We start from the raw sequence: 20,866 nt of genomic DNA, 5'->3' as shown, positions 1-20,866 counted from the left end.
GTTCCTATCCATTTCTATTATTCTAAAATATAATTAAAATATTACTCTCTGCCGTATTTTTTGCGTACTTCTTTCATTTTGCCGCAACTCATTTTGCCCTCGGGACAAGCACCGAACAAACACGCAGGACCGCAGTTTTTGAATAAATGCGGAGCAACTTCAAGACATTGTTTAAGCATTTGCTCGGCAACATCTCTGATTTCCCACTGTGCACGGTTACAGCAGCGGTGTGCAAAGAAATTCTCAAGACTTCTTGCATTAAAGGTGCATACAATTTTTGTGGTTGATGCGTTAGGAAGAATAAATCTTGCGTCTTCATTTGCTTTTTTTACAAAAGCATTGAATTTTGCTTTGTTTTCGTTTCTGTAGTTTTCTATGACTTCTTCATCGTTATCGTCACAGTTTCCTGTTGCCTCTCTGATATATCCTGCAACAAGTGCGTCACGAACTTCGCTGTAAGCCTTTGACTGCATTTCTATTACTTTGTTATAAGCGGCAAGCGCCTTTTCGTTTTTTGCAATTTCAGGCGGTGTTACAAAATCAAACTTTGTGCCGTCAACATAACGCTGCGACTGCTGACTGTAAGATGCGATTCTGTGTCTTACAAGCTGATGTGAGCAGGCTCTTGAAATGCCCTCAATGCCAAAGGTAAAAGAAGCGTGTTCAAACGGACTGCCGTGCCCGATGTTTGAAAGCATATCTATAAAATCAGCGGTCTTTTCCTCAGTAAGACCATCTCTTATATTTGATATTTCGGACGGTGAGTAGCAGAGTTTTGCTGCCATTGCAACCGTCATTTCGGGATTTGGCGTATAAGTAAGTAAAGTGACTTTTGCACTCAAAATAATCTCCTCCAAAGCGATATAAAAACATATATAAATGTATTATATCATTTTGTGTCGCAATATGCAACAAAATTAATGCGATTGTTGCGGTACGAAAAAAGAAAAATATCAGAAAATTTCCGATATTCACTTGACATTGTGAATAATTAGTTTTATAATGCTACTGAATAAAAAGTATATGTAATTGGCGTTGACGGGATTAGCTGTATCTCGTTCTTTCAGAGAGAAGTCGGTCGGTGCAAGACTTTATGAATGTTTACAGCACGCTGCCCCTGAGCTCTGTGTGACTAAGCACAGCGTATATCTGCGTTAAGGATTGTAATCGTAAGATTACTCAAAGAGGGTGTTTAAGCACCAATTTGGGTGGTACCGCAGGAATTATTCTCCTGTCCCATTTTTATGGGGCAGGATTTTATTTTGCAAATTTTTTAAGGAGAGATTTTTGATGGAATGGACAGGACTTAACGAACTTCGTGAAAAGTTTCTTTCATTTTTTGAGAGTAAGGGTCATTTAAGACTTCCGAGCTTTTCGCTTGTTCCGAAGGACGACAACAGCCTTCTGCTTATTAACAGCGGTATGGCTCCTATGAAAAAGTATTTTACAGGTGAGGTTACACCGCCGAGAAAGCGTGTAACAACCTGTCAGAAGTGTATCCGTACTCCCGATATTGAGAGGGTAGGCATTACTGCCCGTCACGGCACATACTTTGAAATGCTCGGTAACTTCTCTTTCGGTGACTATTTCAAGCACGAGGCTACAGCTTGGGCATGGGAGTTCTTTACAAAAGTTCTCGAAATGCCTGTTGATAAGCTCTATGTATCTATTTATGAAAACGATGACGAGGCTTACAAGATTTGGACCGAAGAAATCGGTGTTGAGCCATCTCATATGGTAAGACTCGGCAAAGAAGACAACTTCTGGGAGCACGGTTCAGGTCCTTGCGGCCCATGTTCTGAAATTTACTTTGATCGTGGTGACGAAAAGGGCTGCGGCAAGCCTGACTGTCATGTCGGCTGCGAGTGTGACCGTTTCGTTGAGGTATGGAACATTGTATTCTCACAGTTCGAAAACGACGGCAACGGCAACTACACTCCGCTTGCTCATCCTAACATTGATACAGGTATGGGCCTTGAAAGACTTGCTTGCGTAATGCAGGGTGTTGATAACCTTTTCTTGGTTGATACTGTTCAGAATATTATGAAGAAGATTTCTGAAATTACAGGTGTAAACTACGGTGAAGACGATAAAAAGGATATTTCACTCCGAGTTATCACCGACCATATCCGCAGCACAACCTTTATGATTGGTGACGGTGTTCTCCCGTCAAATGAGGGTAAGGGTTATGTTCTCCGTCGTTTGCTTAGAAGAGCTGCTCGTCATGGCAGACTCTTAGGATACAAAGACGCATTCTTGTATAAGGTATGCGAAACTGTAATAAAAGAAAATGAATCGGCATATCCTGAATTAAGAGAAAAGCAGGACTTTATTACAAAGATTATCAGAGTCGAGGAAGAAAGCTTCCAAAAGACAATCGACCAGGGCTTTAAGCTCTTGCAGGGCATTGTTGACGACCAGGATATTAAGGTTCTCAGCGGTGAGGACGCATTTAAGCTCAACGATACTTACGGTTTCCCAATCGACCTTACAAGAGAAATTCTATCCGAGCAGGGTATTGATGTTGATGTTGACCGTTTCCACGAGCTTTTGAAAGAGCAGAAACAGCGTTCAAGAGATGCAAGAAAGAAAGAAGACACAGACGCTTGGATTTCGGATTCAACAGACCTTTCTGATATTGCTAAAACAGAATTTTGCGGTTATACTGACCTTAATACAGGCAGCAAGGTTCTTGCCATCATTAAAGACGGTATCAGAGTTGACAGCGTCGGCGAAAACGAAACAGCTCTTGTTGTTCTCGACAAAACTCCGTTCTATGCAGAGAGTGGCGGACAGGTAGGCGACACAGGTGTAATGGAATCGGGTACTCTTGAGGTTGATGTTGACGATACAACTAAGGATGCTTCGGGTGTTTATCTCCATTCTTGTACAATTAAGAGCGGTACACTTGAGGTCGGCACAGAACTTCGTGCAATCGTTGACTTTGACAGAAGAGCAAATATTATGCGTAACCACACAGCGGCTCACCTTTTACAGGCCGCACTTCGTGAAGTTCTCGGCAATCATGTTCATCAGGCAGGTCAGCTTGTAACAGACCATTCGGTTCGTTTTGACTTTACTCACTTTGAGGCTCTCACAGATGAAGAGCTTAAGAAAGTCGAAGACCTTGTAAACAAGAAGATTCTTGCATCTATCCCTGTTGTTACAAAGGAAATGCCAATCGAAGAGGCAAAGAAACTCGGCGCTATGGCATTGTTTGGCGAGAAGTACGGCGATGTTGTACGAGTTGTAAGCATCGGTAAGTTCTCAGTTGAGTTCTGCGGCGGTACACATGCTACAAATACATCAAGCCTCGGCTTGTTCAGAATCCGTCAGGAGGGTTCTGTTGCATCAGGTGTAAGAAGAATTGAGGCTATTACAGGTATCGGAGTTCTTAAGTATATGAACGATGTCCGTGAAACTGTACTCAACGTTTGCGAAACACTTAAGATTTCAAATACGAAAGCACTCACAGAGGGCGCACAGAAGATTGCAACCTTACTTCATGATCAGCAGAAAGAAATTGCAGAGCTTAACACAAAGCTTGCTGCTATGCAGGTTGACAACCTCTTTATTAATTCTGAAATTGAAAACGGCGTAAGAATTATTGCTAAAAAAATTGACAATGCAAACGCTGACGCACTTCGTGCAATGTGCGAGAGAACAAAAGATGTTGCTCCGCTTTCTGTAGTTGTACTTGCTTGTGAAAATGACGGCAAGGTTACATTTGCCGCATCTTGCGGTAAAGATGCTAAGGCACTCGGCGTAAATGCAGGCAAACTCGTTAAGGCTGTTGCACAGGCAGCGGGCGGCAACGGCGGCGGTAAGCCGGATATGGCTATGGCAGGTGCAAAAAATCCTGAAAAGATTGATGAAGCACTTGCTATCGTTAAAGAAACTGTATATGGTATGATTAAGGCATAAATGTTGCGAAATCCACATAATTTGATTTTTGTTGTCTGAAAGATTGCAATTTATTGCTATTATTGTTTAGAACTACTAAAAACAGTCTGGCAAGATTGTATATTAAAACAACGATAAAAAGAAATTAAAGTATTGAAGTTTTGTAATGTTTGATGTATAATAATTCCAATGGAATAGTGTATTCCTAAAAGTTAATGAACAATGGAGGAGATTTAAAATGTTCAAAAAAGTAATGAGTCTTGCTCTTGCTTCAACATTAGTACTTTCAGCAGGCGCATTTGCAGCAAGTGCAGCTGAAGCAGAGGACGCAGTAGCAGCAAATGACGAGTCTGCAGTAGCAGCTGACGATTCTTCAGCAGTAGCAGCAGGTGACGAGTCACAGGTAGGTGCCGGCACAAAGATTTACTTTGATGTAAAGAGTGCAGGTTGGAAAAACTTTAGCAAGATCTATTGCCACGTCTGGAGAGCTGACGGTACAGGTAAATGGCCAAGCTGGCAGACAAAGAAAGAAGTGTGCAAAAAGGAAAGCGACGATCTTTATTCTTATGATATAACAAAGACAGGCAACGCTGAAGAAATTCAGAATGCCGGCAGCAAGAACTTATATTGCGTAATCTTCAGTGCTGATACAGGTGCTCAGATTTACAACACAATCATGAACGGTAACTGCATTGGCGATACTGTGTATGTAACAGGTAACAAGATCGAGAACCCTAAGGACAGCCAAAAGACTGATACTGAGGCTGCATGGAAGAACCATCCGGAATGTGGTCCGCAGAAGGTTATTACTTCAACATCAAAAGTAGTCGGTACAGCTCTTGCAGACGGTACAACAGATGTAACACTTTTAGCTGACTACCTTCTCGATTATGTTTCTGACGACGGTACTGCTGATACAAGTAAGACAGATAAGACACAGGATCTTATCAACCAACTCAAGGTCAGCCCACTCGCTGTAATGTCTAATGTAAATTTCAAACTTGAGGGTTTTGTTAAGGAAGAAACAATGACTCAGGATGTTGCTAACAAGAAGAAGGCAACAATTGAGGGTATCCTTGGTAACTGCACAGACCCAACAAAGGGTGGCGAAAAAGTTAACAAAGATGAGATTAAGAATGCAGAGGCTAAGAACGATGCTGCTGATACAAGCGGTTCATCAAACGGTGGTTCTTCAAACGGCGGTTCATCATCAAACGGCTCTTCATCAAATGGTTCATCATCAGGCTCTAACTCAGTACAGTCAGGTCAGGAGACAACAATCTTCTTCGTATTTGCCGGCGTAATGGTTGCAGCTGCAGGTGTATTCTTCCTCGTTAGAAGAAGAGAGAACTAATTTATCTTAACAGATAATTAATACTTAATCACTTAGCTCCGCAGAGTTTTCTGCGGAGCTTTTTGTATGCTCAAAACTCTCTCATTACTTGCTTTTTTATGCTTTATGTATTACAATATTATTATCAAAACAATTAAAAAAATATTATATTCATATATGACATATATGAGGAGAAATGAGTATGAAAATTAAAGATGATTTTGTTTTAAGAAAAGTAGCCGATTCATATGTAGTGGTACCGGTAAACAGTCTTACACTTGATTTTAACGGTGTTATAAATCTCAATGAAACGGGTGCTTTCTTATTTGAACAGTTGCAAAAAGGAATTGAGAAAGACGAACTTATTGCTAAAATGATTAGTGAGTACGATGTAACAAAAGAAAAAGCAAGTGCGGATATAGATATATTTATTAATAAGTTAAAGGATGCAAATGTCTTTGAATAATAAAGAAATTCAGCTTGAAGATGTAATACAAATTATTAAAGAAAAACTTAACAGCGGAGGCACGGTTACATTTACTCCGCACGGAACAAGTATGTATCCTATGCTAAGAAACGGCGAAGATGTGGTTGTCCTGAAAAAGCCGGAGGGCAGGCTAAAATATCTTGATGTTGCTTTATACCGAAGAAGTAACGGCGATTTTGTTTTGCACAGAGTTGTCGGTTTTGATAAGGACGGCAAATATATTTTTTGCGGTGATAATCAGTTTCATAAAGAACGGGGAATTACTGACGAAAATATTATAGGTGTGGTTACCGCATTTTATCGAAAAGGAAAACACTATACCGATAATTCGCTTTCATACAGATTTTATAAGTCAGCGTGGGAGTATATCAAAGCGCCAATGCGTATGCTTTATTCAGCGCACAGAATGAATAAGTCGATAAATATAAAAAAGAAAAGGTAGTTTTTGTATAATGAAAAAACATCTTAATGACGCTCAAAAAAAAGAATATGCATATTATTTGACGCTTGTATCAAGTGTTTTAAACGGAACAGAACCGCAGTTGCCGTATGAAAATTGTAATCTTGACCACATAAGGCAGATTTCTAATGATACCAGAATGGACGCAATTTTTGATGAGGCTGTCTTAATGCTGTCAAAAAAATATTCGGTTTCAGATGAATTGTTATCTTATGTAAAAAATAATCTTAATCATTGGATTTATATTGATACGATGATGAAATATGAAATTGAAAGTCTGCTTAAATGTTTTGATGAAGGGAAAATATATAATCTCCCTATGAAAGGCTATTTTCTTAAGGAAGACTATCCCAACTCATTTGAACGCTCAATTTCAGATTATGATATTTTGTTTGATATAAACGATATTGACAGAATAAAAAATATATTTAAACAAAACGGGTACAAATTTAAAAAAAATGACGATCAACAATATCATTTTGTAAAAGCACCGTTTATGTATATTGAAATGCACCGTTCACTTTTAAAAAAGGATAATATAAATTATTCTTTATTGGAAAATCAACTTGAAAAAGCTAAGGTGCGTGACGGGTATTCTTATTCAAAAGAAATGACGCTTGAGGATTATTATATTTATATGTTGCTTCACAGTGCAAAACATTTTTCCCAAGGCGGAATCGGCATAAGAATGATTGCCGACGAATATGTATTTTATAAAAAATATTCTGATCAACTTAATCAAAAATATTTGAGTGAACAGTTTGAAAAATTAGGAATAACCTTGTTTGAGAAAAAACTGCGTGATATTTCACTGAAATGGTTTTCAAAAGGCAGTGAAGTTAAAGATTTTGACGATGTTGAAGAATATATTTTATTAAGTATGGCTCTCGGCAGAGTAGATGTTGCGGTTATGTCCGAAATGGAAAGACAAAGAGTTAATACTAAAACAGGCAGAAAAAAATCAAGATTTGCTAATTTTATTTCATCGCTTTTTCCGAATAAAACATATATGGCAAATAAATATCCGTTTGTTGAGAAAATGCCGATTTTATTGCCGTATTCATGGACATGTATGTGGTGCAGAAGAATTTTTATTGACAGAAATATTAATATAAAAAAAGGTTTTAACAACAGAACTTCTTATACCGATGATGATGTAAGTTATTTTAATTATATTCAAACAGAAGTGGGTTTTGATGTTAAATAAAATTTTATTTATGTTTTAATTGACAAATAATGTATTTATTGATATAATATTAAACAAGTTAGCGAACACTAACGGCACTTGGTGTTCGCTGATTTAAAGAGGAATAGTTAGTCCGTCCTAACTATTCCTCTCTTTTTTATTTATTTTTTAAATTTTAGGTAAATTTTAAGTAAAATTTAAATTTCATTTAAAGTTACAACGGTACAATATACTCATCAAAACAAAAGGGGAGTTAAATATGAGTTACCAAAGCGTATTTAAACGCTATGAAATAAAGTACCTTGTGACTGATGAACAAAAGAAAATGATTATGCGGGAAATGCAAAAATATATGTATGCCGACAAATACGGCAAAAGCACAATTTGCAACATATATTTTGACACACCTGATTTTTTACTGATAAGACGCTCGCTTGAACATCCCGTTTATAAGGAAAAGTTAAGATTGAGAAGTTACGGAGTTGCAAAATACGACAGCACAACTTTTATAGAAATCAAAAAGAAATATAAGCGTGTTGTCTATAAACGCAGAACCGAAATGAGCGAGAACGAGAGTATGCGTTATCTTTGCAACGGTGAACATATTGCCGACAGTCAGATTTTAAGAGAAGTCAATTATTTTCTTGAGCATTACAAAGGCATTGCACCGCAGGTTGTAATTTCATACAACCGAGAGGCCTTTTATTCAAAAAATGATTATGATTTCAGAGTAACCTTTGATGATAATATTCTTTGGCGTAACTATGATTTATCACTTTGTAAAGGTATTTACGGAACACCGATATTAAGAAATGATTATTCTCTTATGGAAATAAAGACAGGCACGGCAATTCCGCTGTGGATGACAAACATTTTAAGCGAAAACAAAATTTATAAAACATCTTTTTCAAAATACGGCAATGCTTATGTTGCAATTATGAGCGAAAGAGCAAACGGAGGTAAAAAATATGCTTAATACATTATTTTCAGGAATTTTCAGTTCAACAACCGAAACAATCGCAGTGCCGCAATTTCTGCTTGGCATAGCAGTTGCTCTTGTAATCGGCATTTTTCTTGCGGCGGTCTATTCATACAAAACCAAATACACAAAGAGCTTTGTTGTTACTCTTGCACTTTTACCTGCCGTAGTTTGTGTGGTAATTATGATGGTAAACGGTAATGTCGGTGCAGGCGTTGCTGTGGCAGGTGCTTTCAGCCTTGTAAGATTTCGTTCCGTGCCCGGCACCGCTAAAGAAATCGGCACAATCTTCCTTGCAATGGGTGCAGGTTTGATTTGCGGAATGGGTTATCTCGGATACGCAGTGCTGTTCTCATTAATTTTAGGAATTGCAATGTTTATCCTCAATAAAGTAAATATCGGTGCAGACAAAAGACTTGAGCAGGACAGAATATTAAAAATCACAATTCCCGAGGATTTAAATTATACAGGTGCTTTTGACGACCTTTTTGAAAAATATACCGTAAAATATGAAACGGTATCGGTAAGAACCGCTAATATGGGCAGTTTGTTCAAACTTACATATAATGTAACTCTCAAAAACCCGAACGATGAAAAAGATTTTATTGATGATTTGAGATGCAGAAACGGCAATCTTGAAATAAGTATGGCAAGACAGGAGATAACTAATAATGAGCTTTAATTTAAAAAGAAAAGGGAAATTTGCAGCATTGCTTGTGGCACTTATTATATCCGTAAGTGTAACAGGCTGCGCAAATACAGATGAAAAAACATCCTCGACAAATTCTTCAACTGTTACAAAAGACAGTGTTTCTACTGCTTCAATCGCTTCGGATGAATCTCTTGACAGCGATATGTTCACCGACCGTGACAAAGAGGTAGGGTATGATGAAAGTTCGGCGGTAATGATTGCTTTTTCATCATCAGGTGCAACCGCAAGCTCTGACAGCGTTTCTGTCAGCGGAAGTAAGGTTACTATTAAAAGTGAGGGCACATATATAGTTACGGGTACAACATCCGACGGTCAGATTATTGTAGATGCCGACAATAAAACAAAAGTGCAGATTGTACTTAAAAACGCCTCTGTAACCTGTAAATCAAGTGCCGCTTTATATGTAAAACAGGCAGATAAGGTATTTGTAACAACTGCAAAAGACACAGAAAATACACTTGCGTCAACAGGTGACTATGTTCAGACAGATGACAACAATGTAGATGCGGCGGTATTTGCAAAAGATGATATTACCTTTAACGGAGAGGGAAAATTGACTGTAACTTCCGAAAAAGGTCACGGCATTGTTTCTAAAGATGATTTAAAACTTACAAGCGGAGAATACAATATTACAGCCGCAAGCCATGCATTAAGCGGTAAAAACAGTATCAGAATTGCAAGCGGTACTTATACTTTAACTTCGGGTAAAGACGGTTTGCACGCAGAAAATACAGACGATACTTCAAAAGGCTTTGTGTATATAGCAGACGGTAAATTTACCGTTAATTGCAAAGGTGACGGCATTGATGCCGGTACGACGGTCCAAATTGAAAACGGCACATTTAATATTACTTCAAACAGAGATTCATCATCTTCAAGTTCAACAGATTCTGCAAGTGTAAAAGGAATAAAAGCAGGAGGAGATATTACAATCAGCGGAGGTACTTTTATTCTTACTTGCGAAGATGACGGTTTACATTCAAATTCAAATGTAACCGTATCAGGAGGTACTTTTACAATTTCAACAGGAGATGACGGTATCCACGCCGACAGCAAAACAAGCATCAGCGGAGGAACAATTAATATTACCGAAAGCTATGAGGGAATAGAGGGAACGGAAGTTGAAATTTCAGGCGGTACAATTAATCTGAAATCGAGCAATGACGGATTTAATGCCGCGGGCGGAAAAGACGAAAGCGGATTCGGTGGCGGATTTGACCGTGACAATTTTGGTTCATCAGATGCTTCCATTACAATATCGGGTGGCAAAATAACAATTGACGCTGACGGTGACGGAGTTGATTCAAACGGTTCGCTTACCGTTACAGGCGGGGAAACCTATGTTTTTGGCTCGACAAGCGGAGATAACGGAGCGGTTGATTATGACGGAGAAGCTACCATAACAGGTGGCATATTCATTGCCACAGGTTCATCTCAAATGGCACAGAACTTTGGAGAAAATTCAACTCAAGGTTCAATGCTTGTAAATACAAATTCGAGCGGTGAAATCACAGTCAAAAACAGTGACGGCGATGTTCTTGTATCGTTCACACCTACCAAGACATACGCTTGTGTGGTTATCAGTTGCCCGGGTATTACAACAGGTCAGACATATACTGTAACGACAGGCGACAGTACAACAGAAGTTGAAATGACTTCTATCATATACGGTTCAGGCGGTATGGGTGGTCCCGGAAGTATGGGCGGCAGAAATATGGGCAACGGCGATATGAACGGAAACGAAATGGGTGACCCGGGCGGAGATATGCGGGGCGGTCCTCAAATGAGATAAAATGAAAAACACAACTGTTCCGATGAGCAGTTGTGTTTTCCTTTTAGTCTAAAGTTGAATGTTTGTGATTTGTCGATTTGCAGGTAAAGAGGCAGTTGTCCAAAAATTCTGTTTGCATCTGTATTCAGTTATTATTTGCAATCATAAATTGTAACTGTGTAACATCGTTTACATTAATTTCGCCGTTTTCGTCAGTATCGGCATTTAAATTTTGAACAGCCGAAAGTTTTGAACCGCCTGAAATAGCTATCTGCAAATCGGTTGCATCTTTAATGTCAATTTTGTTGTTTAAGTCAATGTCGCCGAGCAGTGTGACTGCAAGTTCGGTTTTATTTGTAACAGCTTTTATAACGAATGTGCCGCCAAGATTATCGTCACGCTCCGTTTTGTACCAATCGAGAAGGTCTGTCATAGTTCCGTTTTGATAAATAAAACTTTCGCCTTTTTGGCTTTCGTTTATAAATGCAAACTGGCCGTTTGATTTGTTAAGCCATTCACCGACGCCTATAGTATTTTTTTCGCTTTCATTGTTTTTTTTAATTTTAACGGCGATTGCACCGTAAGTTACAGGTAAGTCAAAATCGTTTGTATCAATATTTAAATATCCGCTGTACGGAACTTTTCCGCTGTTTAATTTAGTCCATTTGGTTTCATCTGACACAGGAATTTTATTTTCGGCAGGTACATAGTAGATTTCATAGTCGGAATTTTTTGCGGTGGTTTCAAACATTACCGAATCAAGTTTGTTGTAACCCTCGGAAAAATTAAAAAGATTAAGATATGTGACGCTGTCATCATTTATGTAGTTAAATTCATATGTTGCACCGTAAATTTCATTTTGCATAAGTTTAACATCATCGGTGATTTCCGTGACATCTTCAACAGCAAAATTGTATTTAAAGGTACTGCTAAACAAATAAGAATCTTCGTATGAAAGCCAAAAGTAACCGTTTAAAGTGTTGTAATCGCCCCAACTGTTTTTTACAAGCCATGCTCCGTCATTTTCGGGTAAAACACCGTTTATTGCTTTGAAATTTTCTTTTGAATAATTATCATCCCATCCGACAATAGCTATTGCATGACCTGTGGATTTTGGAGAACCTTGCGGACAGAAATACGCTGTTCTGTCATTATTTTCGTAATAAGGACTGTGAGAATATGCCGCATAGATTGAACCGTTATCCATAATCTCTTGCTTAATTTCTTCTTGTGTACAATTGTCGAGGTATTTTATAGCGGTCGCCCCGTAATTAACAAAAGCGGAAAGGTCTTTGTCGGGAGTATATTTTTCTGCAAGAGTGTCGTAGTCGCTTTGTTCGATTCCGCCTTGCCAGGAACTTAAATATCCGAGTGCGGTAAATGCATAGCCGTCGGAAGTGACATTGCGCTGCCAGCCTTTACCGTTGCTTTTTGTTGTTGCCCAAAGGTTCATATGCTCGGCAGAAAAATTATTAGCCGTAAAATCTTTTTTTAAAAGTTTTGTTTCAAGCACCGAGAGCGAGGAATATATCCAGCAATCGTTGTATTTTTGGCTTTTCGGAGAATTTACAATGCCAAGCTCCACTGAACTGTATGCATACGGAATATCATTTTTTGTATTGTCTGAAGTTTTAATTTGAAATTTACTTAATGTTTTTGAATTGTTATCAATGCTTGCGGCATTAGCCGATACGCTTACAGCAGAAAATATCATAAGTGCAGATACTGTTGCCGTTATCGCCTTAATAACAGGTGATTTTATCATTTTACATTCACACCTTTTTGTTTATATATATCAAATTTTATTATATCAAAAATTTTCTTTCTTGTAAAGAATATAAACGCTGTTTATACACAAGATAATAGCAATATTTACAGATAAAAGGGGCGACTTTATGGAACTTAGAACTGACCTTGCGGTAGAAGCTCGTGAAATAGCGGGAGAAGATGTCGGAGGTGTGGATTTTGTTCAGTACAGTGAAAACGGACTTGATATTTCAAGACTTGAAGTAAAAACAAGAAAAGCCAGGCAGCAGCTCGGAAAAGAAGAGGGTACTTATATAACAGTAGAACTTCCGTCACTTACCGATAATTTTACCGAAACCGACGAAAGACTTATTACTATAGGAAAGGAAATTCGCAGGCTTTTGCCGGTAAACGGCCTTGTACTTGTAGTAGGACTCGGAAATCCTGAAATCACTCCCGATTCTCTCGGCCCGAAAACAAGCTCCAGAGTGCTTGCGACAAGGCATATTTCGGGTGAGATTGCAAGAAGTACCGGTCTTGACCGCTTAAGACCGGTTGCGGTTATGGCAACGGGAGTAACAGGGCAGACGGGCATTGAAACAGGCGAATATATATTGAGTATTGTAAAAAGAATAAAACCGAATACAGTTGTTGTAATAGACGCACTTGCATCACGCAGACTTGAAAGACTCGGCTGTACTTTGCAAATAAGCGATACAGGAATTTCACCCGGGGCGGGCGTTGGAAATCACCGTACAAAGATTAACAAAGAAACTATAGGAGTACCCGTAATAGCAATAGGAGTGCCCACGGTTGTAGATGCAGCCACATTTGCATCTGACCTTTTAAGCGTCAATGACCCGCACAGGGCAAGGCAGAAAATCACACCGCAGGGCAGGCAGATGGTAGTAATACCGAGGGAAATAGATTTGCTTACCGAGAGAGCCTCAAGACTGATTTCATTTGCGCTTAACGGCGCACTTCAAAATGAATTTAATATTTCCGAGCTTGTTTCGCTTATGTAGGAATTCGGTCATACATTAAAATCATCGGCATATATTTTTATGAGGCGGTGATTTTGTGAAAAAGTTAGGAGCATTAAAAATAACGGCGTCGATTATCCTTGTATCGACTGCCGTTTTCTGCGTTTGTCGGAGAATGCCGGAGTGCTTTGCAAGCGATAAACCTGCGGCGCTTGCGGTTGCGGCGCTTACTCTGTCCGACGGTACATATAAATTAGCCGATGCTGAAACTACAACCCTTGCCAATACCGATACCACACAAAAGAAACAGGAGGAAACACAGCCGATTACGAAACCTGTTACGATTACAAGAAATCTAAACGGAGAAAAAGACAAAAGCGGATATTATGATTCTTTCGGAAACCATGACGGAGAGGCGGTTTACGATATTCTTGCCGAACAGATTGGTGCGAATGGTGTAAAATGCGGTACGGCTTATGTGAAAAACAATACGGGACTTGATTACGATTTTGATTCCGCTTTAAACAGTGAACTGCCTTTTGATGTCGATTCAAACGGAACGGCGCAGGTGCTTATTTATCATACGCACACAAGTGAAAGCTATATGGACGAAGATGTTGATTATTTTTACGAAAGCTATTATTCACGCACGCAGAATAATGATTATAATGTAACGGCTGTGGGAGATGCTATTACCGATGTGCTTAATAAGCGAGGAATAAAAACTATGCACGATACCACGGTGCACGACTCAACATACAGCGGTTCTTATGACAGAAGTGCGCAGACCGTTGAAAGTATTATGGAAACCAACACGGATATTAAGGTAATAATTGATATTCACCGTGACGCAATCGGTACTGAAACTCAAAAGGTAAAACCTGTTTTTACATATGACGGTAAGCAGGGAGCACAGATAATGATTCTTTCGGGTTGCGATACCGACGGCGAGATGAATTTTTTAAGCTGGGAGAATAATCTTAATTTTGCGCTTAAAATTCAAAATAAAGCGGAAGAAATGTATCCGGGTATGACAAGACCGCTGAATTTCGGATATTTTGCGTACAACGAGTATATTTGCGACGGCTCTTTGCTTATAGAAATAGGAACAGACGCAAATACAATAGAAGAGGCGGAATACAGCGGAGAATTGCTCGGAAATGTGCTTTATGAGGTGCTTAAACACGGGTTATAATTAAATGTAAAAATAGCTTGCAATATATTGCGACTTTTGGTATAATTTTAATATATGTATCCGCAAGGAGTAATGTAATGAAAAAATACAGAATTTCAAAATCTGCTGTCTGTGTGCTGTTTGCGGTATTATTTATGTTTGTTGTTGCAATCAGTGCCTATGCTGTAGACATTGACGGTGACGGAATTGATGACGGAGATATAGTTGAAACAGAGGTATATACAGACCCTGAATATACAGAGCCGTATACCGAACCCGAAACTTATCCAGAAACCGAACCTGAATATACAGAGCAACCGACTGAATATTATACCGAAGAAGTTACAGAAGAATATACGGAACCTGTATATACAGAAGAACCTACAGAGCCGTATTACGAAGAAACAACAGAATATGATTTTAATAATAATGTAGTCAATGAAACGGTGTCGCCTACACAGCTTTCGACTTCAAAAGTAAGTACAAAGCGTTACGAAACCAATGATGCCGCAGGTGTTGTATATTGGGTTTGCGTAATTGTAGGTATAATTGTTTTGATTTTCGTATTGCTCAGTACAAAAATATCTTATGCGCTTGAACGCAGAAGAGAGCAGAGAGATATTTATTCTTCATAAGGAGAGCAGTATGGAAAAAATTAAAATTGGAAATGTAGAATTTAAGTCCCGTGCCGTACTTGCTCCTATGGCAGGCATTACAGACAGGGCGTACCGTGAGCTTTGCGTGGAATTTGGCGCCGCCTATTGCGTAAGTGAAATGGTCAGTTCAAAGGCGCTTTCTTTCAACAGTAAGAAAAGTGAGGAGCTTATGGAAATTTCCGACTATGAACGCCCCTGCGGTATTCAGATTTTCGGAGATGATCCTAAATGTATGGCTGATGCGGCTGTTCATTCTATGGAAAACAAGCCCGATATTATTGATATAAATATGGGTTGTCCCGCACCTAAAATCAGTTCAAACGGCAGCGGCAGTGCTTTGATGAAAAATCCACTGCTTTGCGGTGAAATTGTAAAGGCAGTTACAAATGCCGTTGATGTACCTGTTACGGTCAAAATTCGTAAAGGCTGGAACAATTCTGCCGTAAATGCGGTTGAAGTTGCAAAAATCTGTGAACAGGCAGGCGCAGCGGCAATTACAATTCACGGAAGAACAAGAGAACAGTATTATAAACCTCCTGTCGATTATGATATTATAAAAGAGGTTAATAATGCGGTGTCAATCCCCGTAATTGCAAACGGCGACATAACCTCTGCAAAAATAGCAAAGGAAGTTATGGATTACACAGGCTGTCAGCTTGTTATGGTTGGACGGGCCTCTTTGGGAAATCCGTGGATTTTTTCGGAAATAAATACTTATCTTGAGAATCCCGACTGTATTATAAAAGCACCTACTCTTGAAGAAAAACTCAATGTAATGTGCCGACATATTGAAAAAATGGTTGAATACAAAGGCGAGCATATGGCTATGCTGCAGGCAAGAAAACTTATAGCAGGTTATTTTAAGGGAATGCGCGGTGCGGCAGAACTCAGAAATCAATCAGGAAAAGTGTGTACTCTTAATGATTTGTACGCACTGAAAAATAAGGCTTTATCATCTGTTTATGATGCTTAAACTTATATATTTTTAGATTAAGGAGAATAATTATGAGTGAAAAAACAAATATTGCAGCTCTTGATTATCTCAACAGCTATGATCCTGCTGTTGGCGAGGCAATGACTGCGGAACTTAAAAGACAGAGAAGAAATCTTGAGCTTATTGCAAGCGAAAATATCGTTTCTCCTGCTGTAATGGCAGCAATGGGCAGCTTACTTACAAACAAGTATGCAGAAGGTTATCCGGGAAAGCGTTACTACGGCGGTTGCCAGTGCGTTGATGTTGTTGAGGAAATTGCACGCAAGAGAGCTTGCGAACTTTTCGGCGCAGAACACGCAAATGTTCAGCCACATTCGGGTGCACAGGCTAACACAGCAGTTTACTTTGCTATGCTCAACCCGGGCGATACAGTTATGGGTATGAACCTTAATGAGGGCGGTCATCTTACACACGGTTCACCTGTAAACATTTCAGGTAAGTATTTTAACTTTGTTCCTTACGGTGTTGACAGCGTAACACACAGAATTGACTATGATAAGGTTCTTGAGATTGCCAAGGAATGTAAGCCAAAACTTATTGTAGCCGGTGCGTCTGCATATCCAAGAATTATTGATTTTGCAAAACTCCGTGAAATCGCCGATGAAGTAGGCGCATATCTTATGGTAGATATGGCTCACATCGCAGGCCTTGTTGCGGCAGGCGTTCATCCAAACCCTGTTCCGTACTGTGAATTTGTTACATCCACAACTCATAAAACACTCCGTGGTCCGAGAGGCGGTCTTATCCTTTGCCGTGAAGAATTTGCTAAGCAGATTGACAAGGCAATTTTCCCCGGTACACAGGGCGGTCCTCTTATGCACACAATTGCGGCTAAGGCAGTTTGCTTTGGTGAGGCATTAAAGCCTGAATTTAAAGAGTACGGTGCAAAGATTGTTTCTAACTGTAAGGCTCTTGCGGAGGGACTTCTTAAGAGAGGCAATAAGCTTGTTTCGGGCGGTACAGACAACCATGTGCTTCTTATGGATCTTCGTGATACAGGTGTTACAGGTAAAGAGCTTGAGGCTCGCCTTGATGAGTGCTATATTACAGTAAATAAAAACACTATTCCGGGTGAACCGCTTTCTCCGTTCGTAACAAGCGGTGTTCGTATAGGTACTGCCGCTGTTACAACAAGAGGTCTTAACGAAGAGGATATGGACAAGATTGCCGAGTATATTACACTTGTTCTCAATGATTTTGAAAACAGTGCCGACAAGGTAAGAGCAGGCGTTGAAGAAATCTGCAAAAAGTATCCGCTTTACGAATAATAAAATTCGGTTTATTTTCCGTTCCGTCAAATTTAAGGCGGAACGGATTTTTTTGCTAAAAATCTTGACAAATTCTACGAACAAATGTACTATGAAATATATACTAAATTTGAAATGAGGCTGATTATATGAATACTCCTCTTGCAGACAGAATAAGACCGCAATCTCTTGATGATATTGTGGGGCAAAAGCATTTGCTCGGAGCGAATAAGCCACTGCGAAAAATAATTGAAAGCGGAGAAATTCCGAATCTGATTTTTTACGGTCCGTCAGGAGTGGGAAAAACAACTCTTGCTACATATATAGCTAAAAGAACGAACAGAACTCTGAAAAAACTCAACGGCACGACCGCATCAACATCCGACATAAAAGAGGTAGTTTCGGAGTTGAACACTTTTTCGGGAATGAACGGCATTTTACTGTATCTTGACGAAATTCAGTATTTTAATAAAAAGCAGCAACAGGTTTTGCTTGAATATATAGAAAACGGTTCGATTACGCTTATTGCATCGACTACCGAAAATCCGTATTTTTATGTATATAATGCTATTTTAAGCCGTTCGACTGTTTTTGAATTTAAACCGGTACCGCCCGAAGAAATAGAAAGAGCTGTGCAGAGAGCGGCGGAAATTATTTCCGAGGAACAGGAGGTAGAGGTGGATTTTCCCGAAAGTTGTCGTAAAAAAATCGCTCATGGCTGCGGAGGTGATGTAAGAAAAGCTATGAATGCGGTTGAACTTGCTATTCTTGTGGCTGACGAAGTTGACGGAGTAAAAAAAGTCAGCGAAGAAAGTGTTGCGGAACTTGTACAAAAAAGCGCCGTGCGATATGACAAGGATGGTGACGAGCATTACGATATAATTTCCGCATATCAAAAAAGTATGCGTGGCAGTGACAGTAATGCGGCTTTGCATTATCTTGCAAGGCTGCTTGAGGCAGGGGATTTGCCGAGTGCGTGCAGAAGACTTATGGTGTGTGCCTGCGAAGATGTAGGACTTGCGTATCCACAGCTTATTCCTATTGTAAAATCATGTGTGGATATTGCACAGGCTGTCGGCTTGCCGGAGGCGAGAATACCGCTTGCAGACGCAGTTATAATGGTATGCAATGCGCCGAAATCCAATTCCGCATATATGGGGATTAATCGTGCAACACAGGATTTAAAAGCAGGCAATTACGGTCCTGTACCAAGACAGCTTCAAAATATGCACTATGATGGGGAAGATAATAATAACAAAGGACAGTTTTATAACTATCCGCACGATTATCCGAACCATTATGTAAATCAGCAATATTTGCCGGACATTATCCGTGACAGAGTTTATTACGAATACGGTGACAACAAAAACGAACAGGCATATAAGAACTATTGGGATAAAATTAAGAACAGATAGTATTATAGATAGTCACAAAAACAACATCTTGTATTTGTGCATATTGATATTAATAAATGCTTTTTCTCGCCTTTTTGTTGAATATATACAAATATAGACTAATAAATTTGGCTGTAAGAAAATCAAAATAATTCTCAAAGAGAAAAAAATATTAGCAAACATTGTTGTATAATATAATTGTCAGAACGTGGGATTATATTATCCACAAAAACCATAAAAAAAAATTTGGAGGAAATTCTTATGGTAACAACAAAGCACAGGGTACTCAGCTTAATACTTTGTATTATGCTTGCAGTATCTGCAGTTTGTGCAGGCAGTATGGCAGTATCAGCAGCAACAGGCGATACTGTATACGTTCGTGCAAACAACGGCTGGGCCAATCTGTACTGCTATATGTGGACAGATGGTGCAGGCAACAACGCAGCATGGCCTGGTGAGGCTATGACAAAGGTTGAAGATGACGTTTATGCTTACACACTTTCGGGTGATTTTAAGAATGTTATTTTCAACAACGGCAGCGGCAATCAGACAACAGACCTTACTTATGCAGGCAACGGTCAGATTTATGACCTCAGCACACGCAAGTGGTCAGCTTACTCTGATGTAACTAACCCAACACAGGCAACATCATCAACTAAGCCGACACAGGCTACACAGCCGGCAACTTCTTCGGGCAATGCAAAACCAATTTACTGCCAGAATGATGCAGGTTGGTCAAATGTATATTGCTATATGTGGAACAGCAGCACAGAGAACAACGCTGCATGGCCGGGCAAACCAATGACTGAAATCGGCGATAATGTATGGTCTTATACTCCTAATAAGGCTTATAAGAATGTTATCTTCAGTTCAGGCAGCAATAAGTCAAATGACCTTACAGTAGGTTCAGGCGACCTTTACAACAACAAGACAAATACTTGGTCTGTATATGATACAAGTGATATTCAGGTAACTTCTTATAAAGCAGACCCATCGAAAACAATTTATACAGGTACAGCTGTTACACTTTCAACAACAGCAAATAGCCTTGTAAATGCTACTATCAGCTATCAGATTTCTGTAAACGGCAAGGTAGTATCTCCTATGAGCTCGACAAACTCGTATGTATGGACACCATCAGCAGTTGGTGAATATACAATCAAGTTTGAGTATTCTGATACAAAGGGCAACACAAACGAGCGTTCACTCACACTTACTGTTGCAGATGACTCAACACTCGTTAAGCCTGTTATTAAAAATGTAACACCACTTAATCTTAACTTTATCAAGCTCAACACAAAAGCTACAGTTAAAGTTCTTGCAGGCGGCGGTAATACAGGTACAAACCTTCTTTTCTATAAGTATGTAGTTACAGATCCAAACGGTAATAAGAATATTCCTTATTACACACTTAACGATTCATACTCATTTGTACCAACAGTAAAGGGAACATACACAGTTGAAGTATATGTTGAAGGTTCTGACAACTCAAAGGTTTCAAAGACTTATACTTATACAGCTGATTCGAATGTACCGACTACAACACAGCCGACTACATCTGTTATTCCTACAACATCACCAAAACCAACTACACCAAAACCAACTACACAGCCTACAACTTCAGTACAGCCTACAACAACTCCGTTTATGCTTGGCGACTGCGACGGTGACGGCAAAGTTGATGTAAACGATGCTACATATCTCCAGATGATCATTGCTGAATACAGCGGTATGAAATATGATTTCAAGACATGTGATGTTGACGGTAACGGTGTTCTTGATGTTATAGACGCAACAATGCTTCAGAAGATGGTTGCAGAAAAGTAATTTTTAAAACATAC

The 20,866-nt window shown here is 39.3% G+C and carries 17 protein-coding genes and 1 other annotated feature; of the genes, 15 read left to right on the top strand and 2 right to left on the bottom strand.

The genetic code is table 11. The features are described from left to right. Positions 1–41: 41 nt before the first annotated feature. Positions 42–842 (bottom strand): FAD-dependent thymidylate synthase, encoded by an 801-nt coding sequence (thyX, locus tag KGF34_RS04795; protein WP_289780774.1) that lies wholly within the window; start codon positions 840–842, stop codon positions 42–44. Between the two features lie 184 nt (positions 843–1,026). Then, positions 1,027–1,242, top strand: a binding site (T-box leader). Positions 1,243–1,290: 48 nt separating this feature from the next. Here thyX and alaS point away from each other — a divergent pair. The 8 genes from alaS to KGF34_RS04755 all read left to right on the top strand — a co-directional run bounded on the left by alaS (position 1,291) and on the right by KGF34_RS04755 (position 10,852). Next, a complete protein-coding gene (alaS, locus tag KGF34_RS04790; protein WP_252560014.1) occupies positions 1,291–3,924 on the top strand; it encodes an alanine--tRNA ligase in 2,634 nt (877 codons plus the stop codon). Between the two features lie 217 nt (positions 3,925–4,141). Then, positions 4,142–5,257 (top strand): LPXTG cell wall anchor domain-containing protein, encoded by a 1,116-nt coding sequence (locus KGF34_RS04785; protein ID WP_252560012.1) that lies wholly within the window; start codon positions 4,142–4,144, stop codon positions 5,255–5,257. Positions 5,258–5,438: 181 nt separating this feature from the next. Beyond that, positions 5,439–5,702 (top strand): PqqD family protein, encoded by a 264-nt coding sequence (locus KGF34_RS04780; protein ID WP_022234538.1) that lies wholly within the window; start codon positions 5,439–5,441, stop codon positions 5,700–5,702. Next, complete coding sequence (locus KGF34_RS04775; RefSeq protein ID WP_249376926.1) at positions 5,695–6,165, top strand: S24/S26 family peptidase; 471 nt, start codon at positions 5,695–5,697, stop codon at positions 6,163–6,165. The genes KGF34_RS04780 and KGF34_RS04775 overlap by 8 nt, the downstream gene beginning before the upstream one ends. 10 nt (positions 6,166–6,175) lie before the next feature. Beyond that, complete coding sequence (locus tag KGF34_RS04770; protein WP_252560010.1) at positions 6,176–7,390, top strand: nucleotidyltransferase family protein; 1,215 nt, start codon at positions 6,176–6,178, stop codon at positions 7,388–7,390. 238 nt (positions 7,391–7,628) lie between these two features. Continuing rightward, positions 7,629–8,345: a polyphosphate polymerase domain-containing protein gene (locus KGF34_RS04765; protein ID WP_252560007.1), complete on the top strand. Its 717-nt coding sequence runs from the start codon at positions 7,629–7,631 to the stop codon at positions 8,343–8,345. After that, entirely contained in the window at positions 8,338–9,030 is a 693-nt protein-coding gene (locus KGF34_RS04760) for a DUF4956 domain-containing protein (protein ID WP_195410143.1), read from the top strand. The genes KGF34_RS04765 and KGF34_RS04760 overlap by 8 nt, the downstream gene beginning before the upstream one ends. Next, positions 9,020–10,852, top strand: coding sequence for a carbohydrate-binding domain-containing protein (locus KGF34_RS04755; RefSeq protein ID WP_252560005.1), 1,833 nt, complete (start codon positions 9,020–9,022; stop codon positions 10,850–10,852). Before KGF34_RS04760 ends, KGF34_RS04755 begins: the two co-directional genes overlap by 11 nt. Before the next feature lie 124 nt (positions 10,853–10,976). On the opposite strand, the gene KGF34_RS04750 is transcribed toward KGF34_RS04755, so the two are convergent. Further along, a complete protein-coding gene (locus KGF34_RS04750) occupies positions 10,977–12,596 on the bottom strand; it encodes a lectin like domain-containing protein (protein WP_252560003.1) in 1,620 nt (539 codons plus the stop codon). Between the two features lie 130 nt (positions 12,597–12,726). Here KGF34_RS04750 and gpr point away from each other — a divergent pair, with 130 nt between their 5' ends. The 7 genes from gpr (at position 12,727) to KGF34_RS04715 (ending at position 20,852) form a co-directional block, all read left to right on the top strand. After that, the gene (gpr, locus tag KGF34_RS04745) at positions 12,727–13,602 is read left to right on the top strand and encodes a GPR endopeptidase (protein ID WP_252560001.1); all 876 of its coding nucleotides are present in this window, start codon (positions 12,727–12,729) and stop codon (positions 13,600–13,602) included. Positions 13,603–13,657: 55 nt separating this feature from the next. Next, positions 13,658–14,755 carry a stage II sporulation protein P gene (spoIIP, locus tag KGF34_RS04740; protein WP_252559999.1) on the top strand — a complete coding sequence of 366 codons (1,098 nt, stop codon included), beginning with the start codon at positions 13,658–13,660 and terminating at the stop codon, positions 14,753–14,755. A gap of 77 nt (positions 14,756–14,832) precedes the next feature. Further along, positions 14,833–15,369 (top strand): hypothetical protein, encoded by a 537-nt coding sequence (locus KGF34_RS04735; RefSeq protein WP_186934542.1) that lies wholly within the window; start codon positions 14,833–14,835, stop codon positions 15,367–15,369. Positions 15,370–15,379: 10 nt separating this feature from the next. Beyond that, entirely contained in the window at positions 15,380–16,363 is a 984-nt protein-coding gene (gene dusB, locus KGF34_RS04730; protein WP_252559997.1) for a tRNA dihydrouridine synthase DusB, read from the top strand. Positions 16,364–16,395: 32 nt separating this feature from the next. Further along, complete coding sequence (gene glyA, locus KGF34_RS04725; protein WP_022234527.1) at positions 16,396–17,652, top strand: serine hydroxymethyltransferase; 1,257 nt, start codon at positions 16,396–16,398, stop codon at positions 17,650–17,652. A gap of 128 nt (positions 17,653–17,780) precedes the next feature. Next, positions 17,781–19,046: a replication-associated recombination protein A gene (locus KGF34_RS04720; protein ID WP_195410136.1), complete on the top strand. Its 1,266-nt coding sequence runs from the start codon at positions 17,781–17,783 to the stop codon at positions 19,044–19,046. A gap of 240 nt (positions 19,047–19,286) precedes the next feature. Further along, positions 19,287–20,852 (top strand): starch-binding protein, encoded by a 1,566-nt coding sequence (locus tag KGF34_RS04715; protein WP_195410135.1) that lies wholly within the window; start codon positions 19,287–19,289, stop codon positions 20,850–20,852. Positions 20,853–20,866 lie beyond the last annotated feature (14 nt).

The organism is Ruminococcus sp. FMBCY1 (assembly GCF_023921805.1).
In the GTDB taxonomy this organism is placed as follows: Bacteria; Bacillota; Clostridia; order Oscillospirales; family Acutalibacteraceae; genus Ruminococcoides; species Ruminococcoides intestinale_A.
Note: the sequence above shows the minus strand (reverse complement) of the source record. Positions and strands in the feature narration are given on the sequence as shown.